We start from the raw sequence: 16,846 nt of genomic DNA, 5'->3' as shown, positions 1-16,846 counted from the left end.
ACCGGGGCAGGCCGCTTGCGCGCCTGCCCGTTTTTATGCGCGGAATTTGTCCTTTACATCGCTAACTACATGATTTATTGCTATCCGTTGGGCTGTTTTTTCACCACTGGGGATAGCGCAATGAAAAGAAAAGCAATAACGATCGGGCTGCTGGCGTTGGCGATTGCCGGCGGCGCGCGGGCCAATACGCTGGTCTACTGTTCTGAAGGCTCGCCGGAAGGTTTCAACCCGCAGCTGTTCACCTCCGGCACCACGGTGGATGCCAGCTCGGCGGCGATCTATAACCGGCTGGTGGATTTCAAACCCGGTACCGTCGAGCTGCAACCCAGCCTGGCGGAAAGCTGGGAGGTCAGCGAAGACGGTAAGCGCTATACCTTCCACCTGCGCAAGGGCGTGGCATTCCAGAGCAATAAATATTTTACCCCCACCCGCGATTTCAACGCCGATGACGTCATCTTCTCGTTTATGCGCCAGAAGGACGCCAACAACCCGTATCACAAGGTCTCCAACGGCGCCTACACCAACTTCGAGTCGATGGAGTTCGGCACGCTGATTGACCGGATCGTCAAGGTGGATGACCACACCGTGCGCTTTGAGCTCTCCCGCGCCGAGGCGCCGTTCGTCGCCGATCTGGGCATGTACTTTGCCACCATTTTATCGGCGGAATATGCCGACGCGATGCTGAAGGCCGGCACGCCGCAGCGGGTGGACAACGATCCGATCGGCACCGGGCCGTTCCAGCTGGTGCAGTACCAGAAGGACGCAAAAATCCTCTACAAGGCGTTCGACCGCTACTGGGAAGGCAAACCGAAGATCGATCGGCTGGTGTTCTCGATCACGCCGGATGCGACGGTGCGTTACGCCAAACTGCAAAAGAACGAGTGCCAGGTGATGCCGTTCCCCAACCCGGCGGATCTGGCGCGCATGCGGCAGGACGGCAACCTGCAGGTGATGGAAAAATCCGGCCTGAATATCGGCTTCCTGGCGTTCAACACCCAGAAGAAGCCGTTGGATAACGTCAAGGTGCGCCAGGCGTTGGCGCTGGCTGTCAACAAGCCGGCGATCATCGACGCGGTGTTCCACGGCGCCGGCCAGCCGGCCAAGAATCTGCTGCCGCCGACCCAATGGGGCAGCAACGCGCAGCTTGAAGATTATCCGTATTCGCCGGAACGGGCGAAGCAGCTGCTGCAGGAGGCCGGGCTGGGGCAGGGGTTCGATATCGATCTGTGGGCGATGCCGGTGCAGCGGCCCTATAACCCCAACGCCAAGCGCATGGCGGAGATGATCCAGGCCGACTGGGCCAAGATCGGCGTGCGCGCCAAAATCGTCACCTTCGAGTGGGGCGAGTATTTGCAGCGGATTAAAAACGGCGAGCACCAGACCGCGCTGATGGGCTGGACCACCGCCAACGGCGATCCGGACAACTTCTTCGGCCCGCTGTTCACCTGCGCTTCGCTCGGCGGCTCCAACTCGGCGAAATGGTGCTACAAACCGTTCGACCAGCTGATCCTGCAGGCGCGCGAAGAGAACGATCACGCCAAACGGGTGGCGATGTATCAGCAGGCACAGGTGGTGATGCACGATCAGATGCCGGCGCTGATGATCGCGCACTCGACCATCTTCGAACCGGTGCGTAAGGAAGTAAAAGGCTACGAGATAGACCCGTTCGGCAAACACATCTTCAAACAGGTGTCGCTGGAGAAATAACCACGAGGCCGGGTTAACCCGGCCTTTTTCATGCCTGCGGCGCGTCGCAGTGATAGCGGCCGCGCGGGATCACCAGCGGCGTGTGGGACAGCGGATCGTCGATGATCATGCATGGCATGCCGAACACCCGCTCCACCAGTTCGGCGGTGATGATCTCCGTCGGTTTCCCTTCCGCCACGATCTTGCCGTCGCGCATGGCGATGATGTGATCGGCATAGCGGCAGGCGTGGTTGAGATCGTGCAGCACCGCGATCAGGGTTTGACCGCGCTCGCGGTTGAGCTGGCGGAACAGATCCAGCAGCTCGATCTGGTGCGCGATGTCCAGATAGGTGGTCGGCTCATCCAGCAGCAGCAGCGGCGTTTGCTGCGCCAGCGCCATCGCCACCCAGACGCGCTGACGCTGCCCGCCGGACAGCTCGTCGACGCTGCGATCCGCCAGTTGGCTGACGTTGGTGGCCGCCATGGCAGCTTCCACCGCCTGTTTGTCGGCCTGCGTCCACTGTTTCAGCAGGCTTTGGTGCGGATAGCGGCCGCGCGACACCAGGTCCGCCACGGTGATGCTGTCCGGCGCGATCGAGGTTTGCGGCAGCAGGCCAAGCTCGCGTGCCAGCGCCTTGGTGGCGAAGCTGCTGATGTTCTTGCCGTCCAGCATCACCTCGCCGGCGCTGGGTTTCAGCAGGCGGCACAGGGCGCGCAACAGCGTCGATTTTCCGCAGGCGTTCGGCCCGACGATCACCGTTAAGGCGCCGTCGGGGATCGCCACGCTCAGATCGTCAGCGATGATTTTATTGTCGTAGCCCAGCTTCAGGTGCGAGGCGTGCAGGCGGTGGCTCATGGCATTATCACTCTTCATTATCTGCGGGCCTCTCGAATGAGCAGCCAAATCAGGTACAGGCCGCCGATGCAGACGGTCACGACCCCGACCGGCAGTTGGATCGGCGCGAAAAGATGTTGGGACACCACGTCGGCGCCGAGCAACAACGCCGCGCCCATCAGCGCCGAGGAGGTCAGGGTGACCGAGGATTGTCCGGCCAGGCGACGGGCGATCTGGGGTGCCGCCAGCGCGATAAAGGAAATCGGCCCGGCGGTGGCGGTGACGGCGGCGGTGAGGGTGACGCCGAACAGCATCAGCCACAGCCGGCTGCTTTCGGCATTGACGCCCAGCGCGCGCGCCGTGTCGTCGCCCATTTCCAGCAGCTGCAGCCGTTTGCCCATCAGCAGCGCGGCGGCCGCCGCCAGCACGATGAACGCCGTCGCGGGCTGGGCTTTTTGCCAGGTCATGCCGTTGAGCGAACCGGCCTGCCACATGGCGGCGTCCATGGCGCGCTCGAGCGAAGCGGTGATGATCAGCCAGGTGTTGGTGGAGACCAGCACTGCGCTGATGGCGATGCCGACGATGATCAACCGGAAGCCGGCAATGCCTTGCCGCCAGGCCAGCAGATAGATGGCCAGCGCCGAGAGAATGCCGCCGGCCAGCGCGCCGCCGGCGACGTAATAGTAGCCGCCGTTGAACAGGGTGATGGCGATCAGCGCGCCGGTGTAAGCCCCCATATTAAAGCCGATCACGTCCGGGCTGCCGAGCGGGTTGCGGATAATCGACTGGAAAATGGCGCCGCTCATGCCGAGCGCGGCGCCTAACAACAGCGCCATGGCGATGCGAGGCAAGCGCCATTGGGTGACCACAGTCACCAGGTTTTTCGGCGCCTCGCCGCTGAGCGCGGCAAAGACCTGCTCCAGCGAGAGCTGCAGCGTGCCGTAGCACAGCGCGGCAACCGCCATCGCCAGGCACAAAGCCAGCAGCGAAAGGTTGACCAGCAGCAGGCGCAGCGGCATGCGCCAGTTGATGATGCCGTCCGGGCGGCCAATATGCAGAGTGTGGGGCAGACTCATCACAAGCCCCCCAGCGTTTTCTTGCGTCGCACCAGCCAGATCAACACCGGCGCGCCGATAAAGGCGGCGACGATGGACACCCGCAGTTCACCGGCCGCCAGCAAGCGGCCGACTACGTCGGCGCACAGCAGTAAAATCGGCGCCAGCAGCATGGAGTAGGGCAGGATCCAGCGTTGGTCGGGGCCGACCCACCAACGAGCGATATGCGGCACCATCAGGCCGATGAAGCTGATCGGGCCGACGGTGGCGGTTGCTGCACCGCACAGCAAGGTGATGGCGATCACCGCGATCACCTGAGTCAGCACCACGCGCGCGCCGAGCGCGATAGCCAGATCTTCCCCCATGCCGATGGTATTCAGCGGCCGGGCGATGAGCAGCGTCAGCAGGCAGCCGAGCAGAATGGCGGGGGCGGTCACCGGCAGCGTGGACAGCGTGCGGATATCCAGCGTGCCGGCCTGCCAGAAGCGGAGTTGGTCAAAGGTTTGCGGATCGATCAGCGACAGCCCGGTGGTGATGCCGAGCAGCACCGCGCCGATAGCCACGCCGGCCAACGTCAGCCGTACCGGGTTGATGCGCCCGCCCGCCAGCGTGCCGATCAGGTAGACCAGCAGGGTAGTGACGGCGGCGCCGGCGAAGGCGTAGACCATATAGCTTTCGGTGGTGGCGGCACCGAAAAACATGATGCCGATGACCACGGCGAAGCTGGCGCCGGCGTTGATGCCGAGCACGCCGGGATCGGCCAGCGGGTTGCGCGTCAACGCCTGAATCAGCGCGCCGGCGGCGCCGAGCGCCATGCCGGCCAAAATGCCCGCCAGCGTACGGGGCACCCGGGCGTTGAGAATGATGGTGCTGTCGGAACCGCTCGCTACGCCCTGCAGGCTGAGCCAGACGGTATGGAAAGGAATGGCTTTGGAACCCAGCATCAGGCTGGCAATGACGCACAGCAGCAACAGCGCCAAACCGATACCGAACCCGGCGATGCGTTTGAAGCCACTGGCGTAAGCTGCGTGCGGCGCGGACGAAAGCGTCCGCTCAGTCGGAGTGGGTACGTTCACACCGGTAACTCCTTTATGATTTTTATTCTCATTGCTATTTGCGTTTATAACGGGCGCCAAATAGTAGCACGAGTTTACGCCCGCATGCACCCGTCGGTTCGTGGTTTAGCTGCGTTGAGGATGTTAATAACTATTGATATTTCAATTGATTGAATGTGAACTGCCGATCCGTTTGCGGAAAGCGTCGGCAGGGGATTGGCCTGCCGACAGCGTGATTCAGGGCTTTTTGAACAACTGCTCGATTTGGTTCAGCATGTTGGTGGCGCTGTAGTAATCGAGGCGGAAGGTGTCGTTGCCGACGGCGTAGACGTGCCGTTGCTCCACCGGCTCCAGATGCTTGAGAAACGGGTTGGCCAACAGCTCCTGCACTTTGCGTTCATTGGTGGCGAACAGGATCAACGTTTTACCGTTCAGGCCCTCGGCCATTTTCTCGCCGGAGATCTGGATGATGTCATGGCGTTTCCCCATGCTGGTGTTGCCTTTGGCGCTTTCCGGCGGAGTGGCCAACTGGAAGCCGAGCTGGGTCAGCAGCTTGCCCTGGGCGGAGCCCGGCGTCCACAGCATGGCCTCGCGGCCATTATCGGCATACACCAGCGGGGTGGTCGGCTGCGGCGGCAGGGTAATCGCCTGCTTCACTTGCTCCACGCGCTGTTCGAAACGATCTTCCGCCTGTTTGGCGCCGGCCTCATGGCCGGTGATCTCGCCGAGCTCGCTCGCCAGCTGTTGCCAGCTTTTGTCGCCGTAATCGAGCACCAGCGTCGGCGCAATGGCAGACAGCTGATCGTACAGTTTTAACGCAGAATCACCGCCGGTTGCGGCGACGACGATCAAGTCCGGCGCGGTGGCGGCGACGGCTTCGGCATTCGGCTCCACCTGATACAGCCGCTCGACGTGGCGCTGTTTGGCCACTTCGCTCCATTGGGTAAAGAAACCTTGTTTATCGGCTACCAGGGGATTCGGACTGGTGGCGGCGCTGGCGACCACCGGGGCGTCGATCGCCAGCAGCGTGCCGGTGATGGTGACGCTGGTGGACACGATGCGCTGCGGCGGTTTTTCCAGCGTAAATTTCCCTTTGGCGCTGTCGATGGTGCGCGGCCAACTGCTGTCGGCAGCGGGGGCGGACGGTTTCTGCTCGTCGCTCTTGTCGTCCGGGCCGCAGCCGCTGAGCAGCAAGGTGGAAACGGCGATGAATGAAATAAACAGCTGACGTAAGGATAGGGTCATGAGCGGGCTCTTTCTTTCCTTGCACAAAGGCGTATCAATCCGACGGCGGAGTGGCCGTGGGGGTTGCCCGCTAATTTACCATTCAAGCGGCCAAAATGATAACCATTCGTATCTCAGCGCGTGGTGAATAGAGAGAATAAGAAGAAGGGAAAGTGAGTGCGGCAGAAACGAAAAAAGCGCCAAAAGGCGCTTTTTTCTGAATTGGTGGGTCGTGCAGGATTCGAACCTGCGACCAATTGATTAAAAGTCAACTGCTCTACCAACTGAGCTAACGACCCGCAGAAGTGGTGGGTGATGACGGGCTCGAACCGCCGACCCCCTCCGTGTAAAGGAGATGCTCTACCAACTGAGCTAATCACCCACTTCAGGACTTCCAGGTTACTGCTAAACGAGAGAATGATGGTGGGTGATGACGGGCTCGAACCGCCGACCCCCTCCGTGTAAAGGAGATGCTCTACCAACTGAGCTAATCACCCTCATTCGTTCTCATTTTTTCTCAACAAGATGGTGGGCGATGACGGGCTCGAACCGCCGACCCCCTCCGTGTAAAGGAGATGCTCTACCAACTGAGCTAATCGCCCCGTCTTGTTGGAGTCGCATTATAGGGATAGTTCAAAGTGAGTCAACGGTTTTTAAAATGATTTCAATCGTTCGCCGCAAATTTAGGCAGGGCGCGATAATTATCGCCAGAGACGCCGATTCTTTGCGCAATGTTATGCGGAACTGGCCGCAAATCGCGTGAAATCGACCGGTGCAATATCGTGTCGGCGTTGAGGAATTAGCGCGTGGTGATACAATGTCGTCCACTCTTTTTTCAATTCCGAGCAATCGTCGGCAACCGCCGACACGCGTTGCGTAATAAGGCAGTGAACCCAATGAAAATCAAAACCCGTTTTGCACCGAGCCCGACCGGCTATCTTCACGTCGGCGGCGCGCGTACCGCACTTTATTCCTGGTTGTTCAGCCGCCATGCGGGCGGTGAGTTCGTTCTGCGTATCGAAGATACCGATCTGGAACGCTCCACCCAGGACGCGATCGACGCAATTATGGATGGCATGAACTGGTTGAACCTGGATTGGGATGAAGGCCCGTATTTCCAGACCAAGCGTTTCGATCGCTATAACGCGGTCATCGACGAGATGCTGGAGCAGGGCACCGCCTATAAATGCTATTGCTCCAAGGAACGCCTGGAAGCGCTGCGCGAGAAGCAGATGGAAAACGGCGAGAAGCCGCGTTATGACGGCCACTGCCGCGACAGCCAGTGCAGCCACACCGACGACGAGCCGCACGTGGTGCGTTTCCGCAACCCGCAGGAAGGTTCGGTGATTTTCGACGACAAAATTCGCGGCCCGATCGAATTCAGCAACCAGGAGCTGGACGATCTGATCATCCGCCGCACCGACGGTTCGCCAACCTATAACTTCTGCGTCGTCGTCGATGACTGGGACATGGAAATCACCCATGTGATCCGCGGTGAAGACCACATCAACAACACCCCGCGCCAGATCAACATTCTCAAAGCGCTGGGCGCGCCGGTGCCGGAATACGCGCACGTGTCGATGATCCTCGGCGACGACGGTAAAAAGCTGTCCAAGCGCCACGGCGCGGTGGGCGTGATGCAGTATCGCGATGACGGCTACCTGCCGCAGGCGCTGCTGAATTACCTGGTGCGTCTGGGCTGGTCCCACGGCGATCAGGAGATCTTCTCCATCGATGAGATGAAAGAGTTCTTCACGCTGGAAGCGATCAACAAATCTGCCAGTGCGTTCAACACCGAGAAGCTGCAATGGCTGAACCACCACTACATCAACCACATGCCGGCGGAAGAAGTGGCGGTGCATCTGGCGTGGCACGTTGAGCAACTGGGTCTTGAAACCCGCAACGGCCCGGAACTGAAGGAGATCGTCAAGCTGCTGGGCGAGCGTTGCAAGACGCTGAAGGAAATGGCGGAGTCTTGCCGTTACTTCTACGAAGACTTCAGCGAGTTCGACGCCGACGCCGCCAAGAAACACCTGCGCCCGGTTGCACGTCAGCCGCTGGAAGCGGTGCGCGCCAAGCTGGCCGCCATCACCGTCTGGACGCCGGAAAACGTGCATGATGCCATTCAGGGTACGGCGGACGAGCTGGGCGTCGGCATGGGCAAGGTTGGCATGCCGCTGCGCGTGGCGGTGACCGGCGCCGGTCAGTCACCGGGCATGGACGTGACCGTGCATGCGATCGGCCAGAAGCGTTCGCTGCAGCGCATCGATATGGCGCTGGCTTACATCGCCGAGCGTGAAGCGCAGGCCTGATTAGGCTGATACGCCATCCATAAAGAAAAAGCCCCGAGGAGCGATCCCGGGGCTTTTTTATTGTCGTTTATCAGGCTTGTTCGCCGGCCGGCAATCCCGGGCGATAGGCGAGGAAATACATCAACCCGACAAAGCCGGCCCCGCCCAGCGCGTTGCCGAGGAATACCGCAGCAAAGTTAGGCAGGTATTGCTCCCAACCCATGCCGCCGGCAAAGATGGCCGCCGGTATGATGAACATATTCGCCACCACGTGCTGGAAGCCGATGGCGACAAAAGCCATGACCGGGAACCACATGCCGATGACTTTACCCGGTACATCCCTGCTGGCGAAGGCTAACCATACCGCCAGGCACACCAGCCAGTTGCAGCCGACGCCGGAAATAAAGGCGTGCAGGAAGTCCGCATCCACTTTGGCCTGCGCGATGGCCAGCGTTTTATGCAAAAACGCGCCCTCGGTCAGGCCCAGCAGATGGCCGAAGAAGTAGGCAACGGCCACGCTGCCGGCGAAGTTGGCCAGGGTGACCCAAAACCAGTTGCGCAGCACGGCGATAGCGGGGATTTCGCGGGCGAACCAGGCCATCGGCAAGGTCATCATGTTGCCGGTCAGCAGTTCGCCGCCGGCCAGAATGGTCAGGATCAGGCCGATAGGGAACACCGCCGCACCTAATAGGGCGCCGAAAGAGCCCCATTCGGCCGGCAGGGTGCCGATGACGTGAATATCCAGCAGAAAGCCGGTAGCGATAAAGGCGCCGGCGAGAAAGCCCAGAATCAACAGATTAGCGAGAGGGGCGCGGCTTTTGTTCACCCCGGCCTGAACGGCGAGGGTGGCGATTTCTTTTGGTGAATGCAAAGACATGACGGACTCGGTTTATAGTAATGAAGTTTAAGGCGCGGGCAGTCTATGCCGCGCAGGAGTCCGACTCAAGCGCATTTCACTAACATTCCGTCAATTAAAAATCAACGTGATATGCAGGGTCTTTCGCCATTTTGAGATGTAACGCTCAAAATGGCTGAACTCTGCGCAAAGTGATGATTTTTTGGTGCCAAACATGCTGATTTGGCGGCTTTTTCAACGCTTGATTCAGTAATTCAATTTAGCCGTTGACAGCTTTGAGCGGGTTTCATATTATGCGCCCCGTTCACAGCACAAAGTGATTGTGGAACGGGGCTATAGCTCAGCTGGGAGAGCGCTTGCATGGCATGCAAGAGGTCGACGGTTCGATCCCGTCTAGCTCCACCAACCTTCTTCTCAGCAAGGTTGGGGATACCGTAACGCCGGTCAATGCGTACCACTTTTGTGGGGCTATAGCTCAGCTGGGAGAGCGCTTGCATGGCATGCAAGAGGTCGACGGTTCGATCCCGTCTAGCTCCACCACCATTTAAAAAGCCGACCTCAGGGTCGGCTTTTTGCTTTGCGTCATTTCACCTTCGCCGAATGCAGGTCAACAAAAAAGGCGCCCGCAGGCGCCTTGTTATCGCAGTAGGTTCGAGAGGCTTAGCCCAGCACCAGGCCCGCGATGGAAGCGGACAGGATGCTGACCAGCGTAGAGCCGTACACCAACTTCAGGCCAAAGCGCGACACCACGTTGCCCTGGTGTTCGTTCAGGCCCTTGATCGCACCGGCCACGATACCGATGGAAGAGAAGTTGGCGAAGGACACCAGGAACACCGACAGGATCCCCAGGCTGCGCGGCGACAGTTCGGCAGACACTTTCTGCAGCTCCATCATGGCCACGAACTCGTTGGAAACCAGCTTGGTGGCCATGATGCTGCCAACCTGCAAGGCTTCGTGCTTAGGAATGCCCATGATCCAGGCGAACGGGTAGAAGAAGTAGCCGAGGATTTCCTGGAAGCTCAGGCCGAAGATGGCGCTGAACACACCGTTAAGCGCGGCGATCAGGGCGATGAAGCCGATCAGCATCGCGGCAACGATAATCGCTACTTTAAAGCCGGCCAGGATGTACTCGCCCAACATTTCGAAGAAGCTCTGGCCTTCGTGCAGGTTGCCGAGGTGCAGCTCTTCTTCTTTATTGGTGTCGTACGGGTTGACCAGCGACAGCACGATAAAGGTGCTGAACATGTTCAATACCAGCGCCGCCACCACGAACTTGGCGTCCAGCATGGTCATGTAGGCGCCGACGATGGACATGGATACCGTAGACATCGCGGTCGCCGCCATGGTGTACATGCGCTTTTCCGACATCTTGCCCAGGATATCCTTGTAGGCGATGAAGTTTTCGGACTGCCCCAGGATCAGCGAGCTGACGGCGTTGAACGACTCCAGCTTGCCCATGCCGTTCACTTTCGACAGCACGGTGCCGATAATGCGGATGATGAACGGCAGCACTTTGATGTACTGCAGAATACCGATCAGCGCAGAAATGAAGACGATCGGGCACAGCACCTTCAGGAAGAAGAACGCCAGGCCTTTGTCGCCCATGCCGCCGAATACGAAATCAGTCCCTTGTCCCGCAAACCCGAGCAGTTTGTCAAACAGCGCGGCGAATCCTTTTACGAAGCCCAAACCCGCTTCCGAATGCAGGAAAAAGTAGGCCAGCAGTACTTCGATAACCAGTAATTGAATAACATAACGAATGCGGATGCTCTTGCGATCGCGGCACACCAACAGGGCCAGGATCGTCACCACCACTATCGCCAACGCAAAGTGCGCAATATGGGACATGTTTGCTCCAAATTTGAGGCAGGCTGAATTTCGGCTGTCATTTTATGTAACGCTACGTTTAAAAACGAGACTTCTATTGCAAATATGGAAAATCATAGTGGGAGTTCTCCTAAAGTGTTGCGTAAAAGCATAAAAAATCAAGATGTTAAAGCAGGAATAGGAAATTCGTATTCTTGTGCTAACCTGTCTTTCAGGGGTATTGCAGCCAAAATCCCATCAGAAAAGCACGGAAATCGGCCAGCTCCGCGCTGAACCCGGCGATAAAACCGTTAATGTTGGCTATTACAGAGATAAGTTTTACCGCTCTAAATGCGCTTGATAATTATTATCATTTATATAGAGTGGAGATAAACGTAATTTCAGTAAGGGTTCAACATATGCTGAACAGTCGCGTGGTTGAAACCACCTCCGGTCGCTCCGCCAGAAAAATCAAACTCTCGCTGATGGGGCCCGCCTTTATCGCCGCTATCGGCTATATCGATCCCGGCAACTTCGCCACCAACATTCAGGCCGGCGCTTCGTTCGGCTACAGCCTGCTGTGGGTAGTGGTCTGGGCCAACGTGATGGCGATGCTGATCCAGCTGTTGTCCGCCAAGCTGGGGATCGCCACCGGAAAAAACCTGGCCGAGCATATTCGCGATCGCTTTCCGCGGCCGGCGGTATGGGCTTATTGGGTACAGGCGGAGATCATCGCCATGGCGACCGATCTGGCTGAGTTTATCGGCGCGGCGATCGGCTTTAAGTTGCTGCTTGGCGTCTCCCTGCTGCAGGGGGCGGTGCTGACCGGCATCGCCACTTTTTTAATTCTTATGCTGCAAAAGCGTGGGCAAAAGCCGCTGGAACTGGTGATTGGTGGCCTGTTGCTGTTCGTCGCTGCCGCCTACATCGTCGAACTGGCGTTCTCACAACCGCAGCTGGCGCCGCTGTTGCAGGGCATGGCGCTGCCCGATTTGCCTAACGGCGATGCGGTATTCCTGGCCGCCGGGGTATTGGGCGCCACGATTATGCCGCACGTGATCTATCTGCATTCATCGCTCACCCAAATCGGTGGCGAGCACGACAAGGCGGAGCGCTATGCCGCCACCAAAGTCGACGTCGCCGTGGCCATGACCATCGCCGGTTTCGTTAATCTGGCGATGATGGCCACCGCTGCCGCCGCATTTCATTTCAGCGGCCACAGCGGCATCGCCGATCTCGACGTGGCCTACCTGACGCTGCAACCGCTGCTCGGGCACGCCGCCGCGACTGTGTTCGGCCTGAGCCTGGTGGCTGCCGGCCTCTCTTCTACCGTGGTGGGCACGTTGGCGGGGCAGGTGGTGATGCAGGGGTTCGTGCATTTTCATATCCCGCTGTGGCTGCGCCGTGCGGTGACCATGCTGCCGTCGTTTATCGTCATCATGCTGGGGATGGACGCGACGCGCATTCTGGTGCTGAGCCAGGTGTTGCTGAGCTTCGGCATTGCGCTGGCGTTGGTGCCGCTGCTGGCTTTCACCGGCAATCGGGCGCTGATGGGCGAGATGGTCAACGGTCCGGTGGTGCAAAACCTGGGTAAACTGATCGTAGTGGTGGTGGTTGGGTTGAACGGCTATCTGCTGATCGGCAGCGTGCTGTAGGCGAAACGGCGCGGGCCGGCTTTGCGCCGGCCCGTCGTGGTTAATCGCGGTCGTCGTCGCCGTGGCGGCGCCAGCGATCGCGGTCATGATCGTGGTGGTGTTTTTTCTCTTTCTTCCAGTGGTGTTTATCGTAGTGCTTGTCGTACTTACGGTAACGCCCCTCGTGATAGTAATAATGCTTGCGCCAATAGCCGCCGTCGCGCCAGCGATAGCCATCCCAGTAATAGCCGCGCGGGCTGCGGTCACCGAGATAACGCCCCTGATGTGAGCGCCACCAATCGCGATCGCGCCAGTCGTAACCGTCCCAATAACGGCCGCGATTGTCCTGATCGCCGATGCGTAATGAAACGCCCGGCATCAGATCGATGCTGAGGCCTTCGGCATGCGCCTGCTGTGCGGCGGGCAGCACCGTCGCCGCCAGGATGGCGGCCAAGAGCAGAGGTTTAAACATGACTTCTCCTTCCCGCTTGCGCGGCTTGGCCGTTGATCACTTTATGAAGCGCGTTCATCAGTTTAAAAAGCGGCCTTATCGTTATTTTTACTGCAATATCGGCATCATAGCGCCGACAATTAGGGTTGAATCTGAGAACAACTCTGAAAAGGACGCCGCAGGCCGAGATTTGAGATTTTTCTGGGGTATGGCCGCTCGATTGAGCGGCGTTATTTGTAAGCGATTACAATAAGATTTGCTCGATCTGCGCGAGCTCTTCTTCACTGAAGCGACGGTTGGTCAGCATGCCCACCGCGTCTTCTATCTGCGCATTCTTGCTGGCGCCGATCAGCACCGAGGTGACGCGATCGCCGCGTAGCACCCAGGCCAGGGCCATCTGCGACAGCTTCTGCCCGCGTTGCCGCGCCAGCGCGTCGAGGCGGCGCATCTTGTCCAGCCGTTCGGCGGTCAGCTGTTCCGGCTGCAGGAAGCGGCTGCCGCTGGCAGCGCGGGAATCTTGCGGAACGCCGTGCAGGTAGCGGTCGGTCAGTAGGCCGCCCGCCAGCGGCGAGAAGGCGATGGCGCCGACGCCATGTTCAGTCAATGCATCCAGCAACCCCGCCTCCGGTCCGCGTTCCAACATCGAATACTTGGGCTGGTGGATCACGCACGGCGTGCCGAGGCGCTGCAGAATGTCGAACGCCTGCCGCGCGCGCTCGGCGGGGTAGTTGGACAGGCCGACATACAGCGCTTTGCCCTGACGCACCAGCAGATCCAGCGCCGCCATGGTTTCTTCCAGCGGCGTTTCCGGGTCTGGACGATGGTGATAAAAGATATCCACATATTCCAACCCCATGCGCTTGAGGCTCTGATCGAGACTGGCGACCAGGTACTTTTTCGAGCCCCAGTCGCCATAGGGGCCGGGCCACATGGTGTAACCGGCTTTGGATGAAACGATCAGCTCGTCGCGCCAGGCCCGCAGATCGGCGTGGAGAATGCGGCCAAAATTCTCCTCGGCGGCGCCGGGCGGCGGGCCGTAGTTGTTAGCCAGATCGAAATGGGTAATGCCGCGATCGAAGGCGCAGCGGATCAGGCCGCGGGCGTTGTCATACAGCGTGGCGTCACCAAAGTTGTGCCACAGCCCGAGCGAGACCGCGGGCAGCTTCAGTCCGCTGCGGCCGCAGCGCCGGTATTCCATCTCTTGATAACGGGAGGGAGAGGCTTGGTAGGACATGGGTATCCTTGTCGACGAGAGGTGAAGTGCTTTAAGTGTATGCGTTTTCACTCCGCGCTGCCGGGGGAAGGATCACAAGGCCGGCATGTAACGCCAGGTTGCCGATTGAGGCGAGAGCCATCGTTCGAAATTTGAACAACATCTTCGATACTTAAAGATAATCGCTCCAGCTGCAGACAGGTGATGATCATGACTCAGATCTATACGGTGGCCGATTATCTGCTCGATCGTCTGGCTCAGATTGGCATCCGCCACGTCTTTGGCGTGCCGGGGGATTACAACCTGCAATTCCTCGATCACGTCATTGCGCATCCGCAGGTCAGCTGGGTAGGTTGCGCCAACGAGTTGAACGCCGCCTATGCGGCTGACGGCTATGCGCGCTGCAAACCGGCGGCGGCGCTGCTGACCACGTTTGGCGTCGGTGAGTTGAGCGCGCTGAACGGCGTAGCCGGCAGCTATGCCGAATATCTGCCGGTGATCCACGTCGTCGGCACCCCGGCGCTGCGCGCCCAGCGCGCCGGCGATTTGCTGCACCATTCGCTGGGGGATGGCGACTTCACCCACTTCGCCCGGATCGCCAAAGAGGTCAGCGTTGCCCAGGCTAATCTGACCGCCGACAACGCCGCCGTGGAGATCGATCGCCTGATCGCTACTGCCTTGCTGGAACATCGCCCGGTTTACCTGATGTTGCCCAGCGACGTCGCGCAAGCGCCGCTGCCGGCCAAACCGGCGCCGCTGATGCTGCGTCAGGCCGGGTTGTCGCAAAACGCATTGCGGGCGTTTATCGCGGCGGCGCGTGAAAAGCTGCTGGGGGCGCGGCGGGTGTCGCTGCTGGCGGATTTTTTGGCCGATCGCTTCGGCGTTGAAACGGCGCTGGATAGCTGGATGCAGGAAGTGGCGATCCCACACGCCAGCCTGCTGCTCGGCAAGGGCGTGCTGGATGAGAACCGCGCCGGTTTTGTCGGCACCTACTGCGGCGGCGCCAGCGATCCGGCGGTGCAACAGTCGATCGAAAACGCCGACGTGGTGATCAACGTTGGCGTGCGCTTCACCGACACCATCACCGGGGGATTCACTCATCATCTGCCGATGGAAAAGTGCATCGATATCCAGCCGTTCGAAGCCTGGGTAGGGCGGCGGCGGTTCAACCGCATCCCGATGCGAGATGCCGTGCTGGCGCTGCATCGCCTGAGCCTGTCGCTGGCGGCGCGCTGGCCGTTGCCGACGATCGTCCGCCCGCCGCTGCCGGAAGCGGCGGGTGAAGGGCTGGATCAACACGCTTTCTGGCGACAGATGCAGGATTTCCTGCGGCCGGACGATATCGTGCTGGCCGATCAAGGCACGGCCTGTTTTGGTGCGGCCACGTTAACGCTGCCGCGCGGCAGCCGGATGATCGTGCAGGCGCTGTGGGGATCGATCGGCTATACCTTACCGGCGGCGTTCGGCGTGCAAACCGCCGAACCGCAGCGTCGGGTCGTGCTGTTGATCGGCGACGGCGCCGCACAGCTCACCGTGCAGGAACTGGGATCGATGCTGCGCGACGGGCTTAAACCGGTGATCTTCGTGCTGAATAATCAGGGGTACGCCATCGAGCGCGCCATCCACGGGCCGGAGCAGAGTTACAATGACATTGCGGCTTGGAATTGGACACAGCTGCCGGCGGCGCTGGCAGGTGATCGGCCGGTGAAGGCGTTGCGCGTCAGCGATGCTGAGGGGTTGAGCCAGGCGCTGCGTGAGGTAGCGGACGGCGATCGGCTGGCTTTCATCGAAGTGATGCTGCCGAAGAGGGACATCCCCGAACTGCTCGATACCCTCTCGCGCGTGATTCATTCGCGCAACGCCGCCGCTTGAGCCGCGTCGTCTTCCAACAGCCGCTCCAGCATCCAGTACCCCGCCGGGCCCGGCGGGGTCAGTTTCGACCACACCGCATCCACCGAAATCAGTTTGGGCCAGCCGCGCGGGCGCAGCTGGGTGAGCCTGCCGTGGCCGTATTGCTGCACCAGCCAGTGCGGCAACACCGCCCAACCGAATCCCTGTTCCGCCATCTCCAGCAGCAGCAGATAGCTGGGCGCCGACCACACCAATCCTCCTTGCCTGGCCGCCTCGGCGCCGGTGTAGGTGTTCAGGATCAGCTGACGGGTGCTGGATAACTGTTCCGGCGTCGGCGCAGCGACCTGCGCCAGCGGGTGCTGATGGGCGACGAACAGCCCCATTTCGGTCTGTTCAGGCAGCCGGGAAAAGGCAATATCCGGCGGATAGGTTTTTTGCACTTCCACCATGCCCAGGTGCGCGCGGCCGCTCTGCAGCAGATCGATGACGTCGCCTTCTTCGGCGATCATCCATTCCAGTTCAATCTCCGGATAACGCTGTTCGAACCGCTGCATCAGGCTGTCGTGGTGCTTGGGCTGGTAAGTGTCGGAAAACACCATGCTCAGGCGCGGTTCGACGTTGCCCGCCAGCTGAATGCTCAATGCATCGAGCCGCTCGCTGGCGGCCAGGATCTCCTGTACGTGCCCCAACACTTTGCGGCCGGCGGCGGTGAGCACCGGCTGGCGCGCGCTGCGATCGAACAGCGTCAAGGCCAGGTCTGCTTCCAGATTGGCGATGGCGGTGCTGACGGTGGATTGGCTTTTACGCAGCTTGCGCGCGGCGGCGGAAAATGAGCCGAGGGCGGCGGCTTCCACAAAGGCTTGTAACGCTTCCGGTGAGTAGTGCATAT

The 16,846-nt window shown here is 60.0% G+C and carries 14 protein-coding genes and 6 tRNA genes; 7 read left to right on the top strand and 13 right to left on the bottom strand.

Going from position 1 to position 16,846, the window contains the following annotated elements:
- The first annotated feature begins 120 nt into the window (after positions 1 to 120).
- Positions 121 to 1,707 carry an ABC transporter substrate-binding protein gene (locus ATE40_RS14370; protein WP_004936411.1) on the top strand — a complete coding sequence of 529 codons (1,587 nt, stop codon included), beginning with the start codon at positions 121 to 123 and terminating at the stop codon, positions 1,705 to 1,707.
- 28 nt (positions 1,708 to 1,735) lie between these two features.
- Here ATE40_RS14370 and ATE40_RS14365 read toward each other — a convergent pair whose 3' ends face one another.
- From ATE40_RS14365 to ATE40_RS14330, 8 genes are all read right to left on the bottom strand, one after another.
- The gene (locus ATE40_RS14365; protein ID WP_063919823.1) at positions 1,736 to 2,542 is read right to left on the bottom strand and encodes an ABC transporter ATP-binding protein; all 807 of its coding nucleotides are present in this window, start codon (positions 2,540 to 2,542) and stop codon (positions 1,736 to 1,738) included.
- 17 nt (positions 2,543 to 2,559) lie between these two features.
- Positions 2,560 to 3,597 carry an iron-enterobactin ABC transporter permease gene (fepG, locus tag ATE40_RS14360; RefSeq protein WP_063919822.1) on the bottom strand — a complete coding sequence of 346 codons (1,038 nt, stop codon included), beginning with the start codon at positions 3,595 to 3,597 and terminating at the stop codon, positions 2,560 to 2,562.
- On the bottom strand, positions 3,597 to 4,652 hold the full coding sequence (fepD, locus tag ATE40_RS14355; RefSeq protein WP_019453832.1) for a Fe(3+)-siderophore ABC transporter permease: 1,056 nt from the start codon (positions 4,650 to 4,652) through the stop codon (positions 3,597 to 3,599). The genes fepG and fepD overlap by 1 nt, the downstream gene beginning before the upstream one ends.
- Positions 4,653 to 4,868: 216 nt before the next feature.
- Positions 4,869 to 5,876 (bottom strand): Fe2+-enterobactin ABC transporter substrate-binding protein, encoded by a 1,008-nt coding sequence (fepB, locus tag ATE40_RS14350; RefSeq protein ID WP_063919821.1) that lies wholly within the window; start codon positions 5,874 to 5,876, stop codon positions 4,869 to 4,871.
- Positions 5,877 to 6,078: 202 nt separating this feature from the next.
- Positions 6,079 to 6,154 (bottom strand) — tRNA-Lys (locus ATE40_RS14345).
- Positions 6,155 to 6,161: 7 nt separating this feature from the next.
- Positions 6,162 to 6,237, bottom strand: a tRNA-Val gene (locus ATE40_RS14340).
- Between the two features lie 39 nt (positions 6,238 to 6,276).
- A tRNA-Val gene (locus ATE40_RS14335) sits at positions 6,277 to 6,352 on the bottom strand.
- Positions 6,353 to 6,381: 29 nt separating this feature from the next.
- Positions 6,382 to 6,457, bottom strand: a tRNA-Val gene (locus ATE40_RS14330).
- Positions 6,458 to 6,751: 294 nt separating this feature from the next.
- Between ATE40_RS14330 and gltX the strand changes: the two genes are divergently transcribed.
- The gene (gene gltX, locus ATE40_RS14325) at positions 6,752 to 8,167 is read left to right on the top strand and encodes a glutamate--tRNA ligase (protein WP_063919820.1); all 1,416 of its coding nucleotides are present in this window, start codon (positions 6,752 to 6,754) and stop codon (positions 8,165 to 8,167) included.
- 70 nt (positions 8,168 to 8,237) lie between these two features.
- Here the strand turns inward: gltX and ATE40_RS14320 are convergent, their stop codons facing one another.
- Positions 8,238 to 9,023: a formate/nitrite transporter family protein gene (locus ATE40_RS14320; protein ID WP_063919819.1), complete on the bottom strand. Its 786-nt coding sequence runs from the start codon at positions 9,021 to 9,023 to the stop codon at positions 8,238 to 8,240.
- 308 nt (positions 9,024 to 9,331) lie between these two features.
- On the opposite strand from ATE40_RS14320, the gene ATE40_RS14315 reads away from it, so the two are divergent.
- Both ATE40_RS14315 and ATE40_RS14310 read left to right on the top strand, forming a co-directional pair.
- Positions 9,332 to 9,407 (top strand) — tRNA-Ala (locus ATE40_RS14315).
- A 59-nt stretch (positions 9,408 to 9,466) separates the two neighbouring features.
- Positions 9,467 to 9,542: transfer RNA gene (locus ATE40_RS14310), tRNA-Ala, on the top strand.
- A gap of 120 nt (positions 9,543 to 9,662) precedes the next feature.
- On the opposite strand, the gene ATE40_RS14305 is transcribed toward ATE40_RS14310, so the two are convergent.
- Positions 9,663 to 10,850 carry a NupC/NupG family nucleoside CNT transporter gene (locus ATE40_RS14305; protein ID WP_019453828.1) on the bottom strand — a complete coding sequence of 396 codons (1,188 nt, stop codon included), beginning with the start codon at positions 10,848 to 10,850 and terminating at the stop codon, positions 9,663 to 9,665.
- Positions 10,851 to 11,227: 377 nt separating this feature from the next.
- On the opposite strand from ATE40_RS14305, the gene ATE40_RS14300 reads away from it, so the two are divergent.
- Complete coding sequence (locus tag ATE40_RS14300; RefSeq protein WP_019453827.1) at positions 11,228 to 12,463, top strand: Nramp family divalent metal transporter; 1,236 nt, start codon at positions 11,228 to 11,230, stop codon at positions 12,461 to 12,463.
- A 40-nt stretch (positions 12,464 to 12,503) separates the two neighbouring features.
- Here ATE40_RS14300 and ATE40_RS14295 read toward each other — a convergent pair whose 3' ends face one another.
- On the bottom strand, positions 12,504 to 12,914 hold the full coding sequence (locus ATE40_RS14295; protein WP_063919818.1) for a DUF2502 domain-containing protein: 411 nt from the start codon (positions 12,912 to 12,914) through the stop codon (positions 12,504 to 12,506).
- On the opposite strand from ATE40_RS14295, the gene ATE40_RS24750 reads away from it, so the two are divergent.
- Positions 12,913 to 13,146 carry a hypothetical protein gene (locus tag ATE40_RS24750; RefSeq protein WP_156785432.1) on the top strand — a complete coding sequence of 78 codons (234 nt, stop codon included), beginning with the start codon at positions 12,913 to 12,915 and terminating at the stop codon, positions 13,144 to 13,146. The two genes, ATE40_RS14295 and ATE40_RS24750, sit on opposite strands and share 2 nt — an antisense overlap.
- Here ATE40_RS24750 and mgrA read toward each other — a convergent pair.
- A complete protein-coding gene (mgrA, locus tag ATE40_RS14290; RefSeq protein ID WP_063919817.1) occupies positions 13,138 to 14,127 on the bottom strand; it encodes an L-glyceraldehyde 3-phosphate reductase in 990 nt (329 codons plus the stop codon). The two genes, ATE40_RS24750 and mgrA, sit on opposite strands and share 9 nt — an antisense overlap.
- 189 nt (positions 14,128 to 14,316) lie before the next feature.
- Here mgrA and ATE40_RS14285 point away from each other — a divergent pair, with 189 nt between their 5' ends.
- Positions 14,317 to 15,978, top strand: a complete 1,662-nt coding sequence (locus ATE40_RS14285; protein ID WP_063919972.1) for an alpha-keto acid decarboxylase family protein — start codon at positions 14,317 to 14,319, stop codon at positions 15,976 to 15,978.
- Here ATE40_RS14285 and ATE40_RS14280 read toward each other — a convergent pair.
- A complete protein-coding gene (locus ATE40_RS14280; protein ID WP_025160151.1) occupies positions 15,954 to 16,844 on the bottom strand; it encodes a LysR family transcriptional regulator in 891 nt (296 codons plus the stop codon). The two genes, ATE40_RS14285 and ATE40_RS14280, sit on opposite strands and share 25 nt — an antisense overlap.
- Positions 16,845 to 16,846: the final 2 nt, after the last annotated feature.

It is taken from the genome of Serratia surfactantfaciens (assembly GCF_001642805.2).
Lineage (GTDB): Bacteria > Pseudomonadota > Gammaproteobacteria > Enterobacterales > Enterobacteriaceae > Serratia > Serratia surfactantfaciens.
This window is presented reverse-complemented; position numbering and strand designations above follow the sequence as displayed.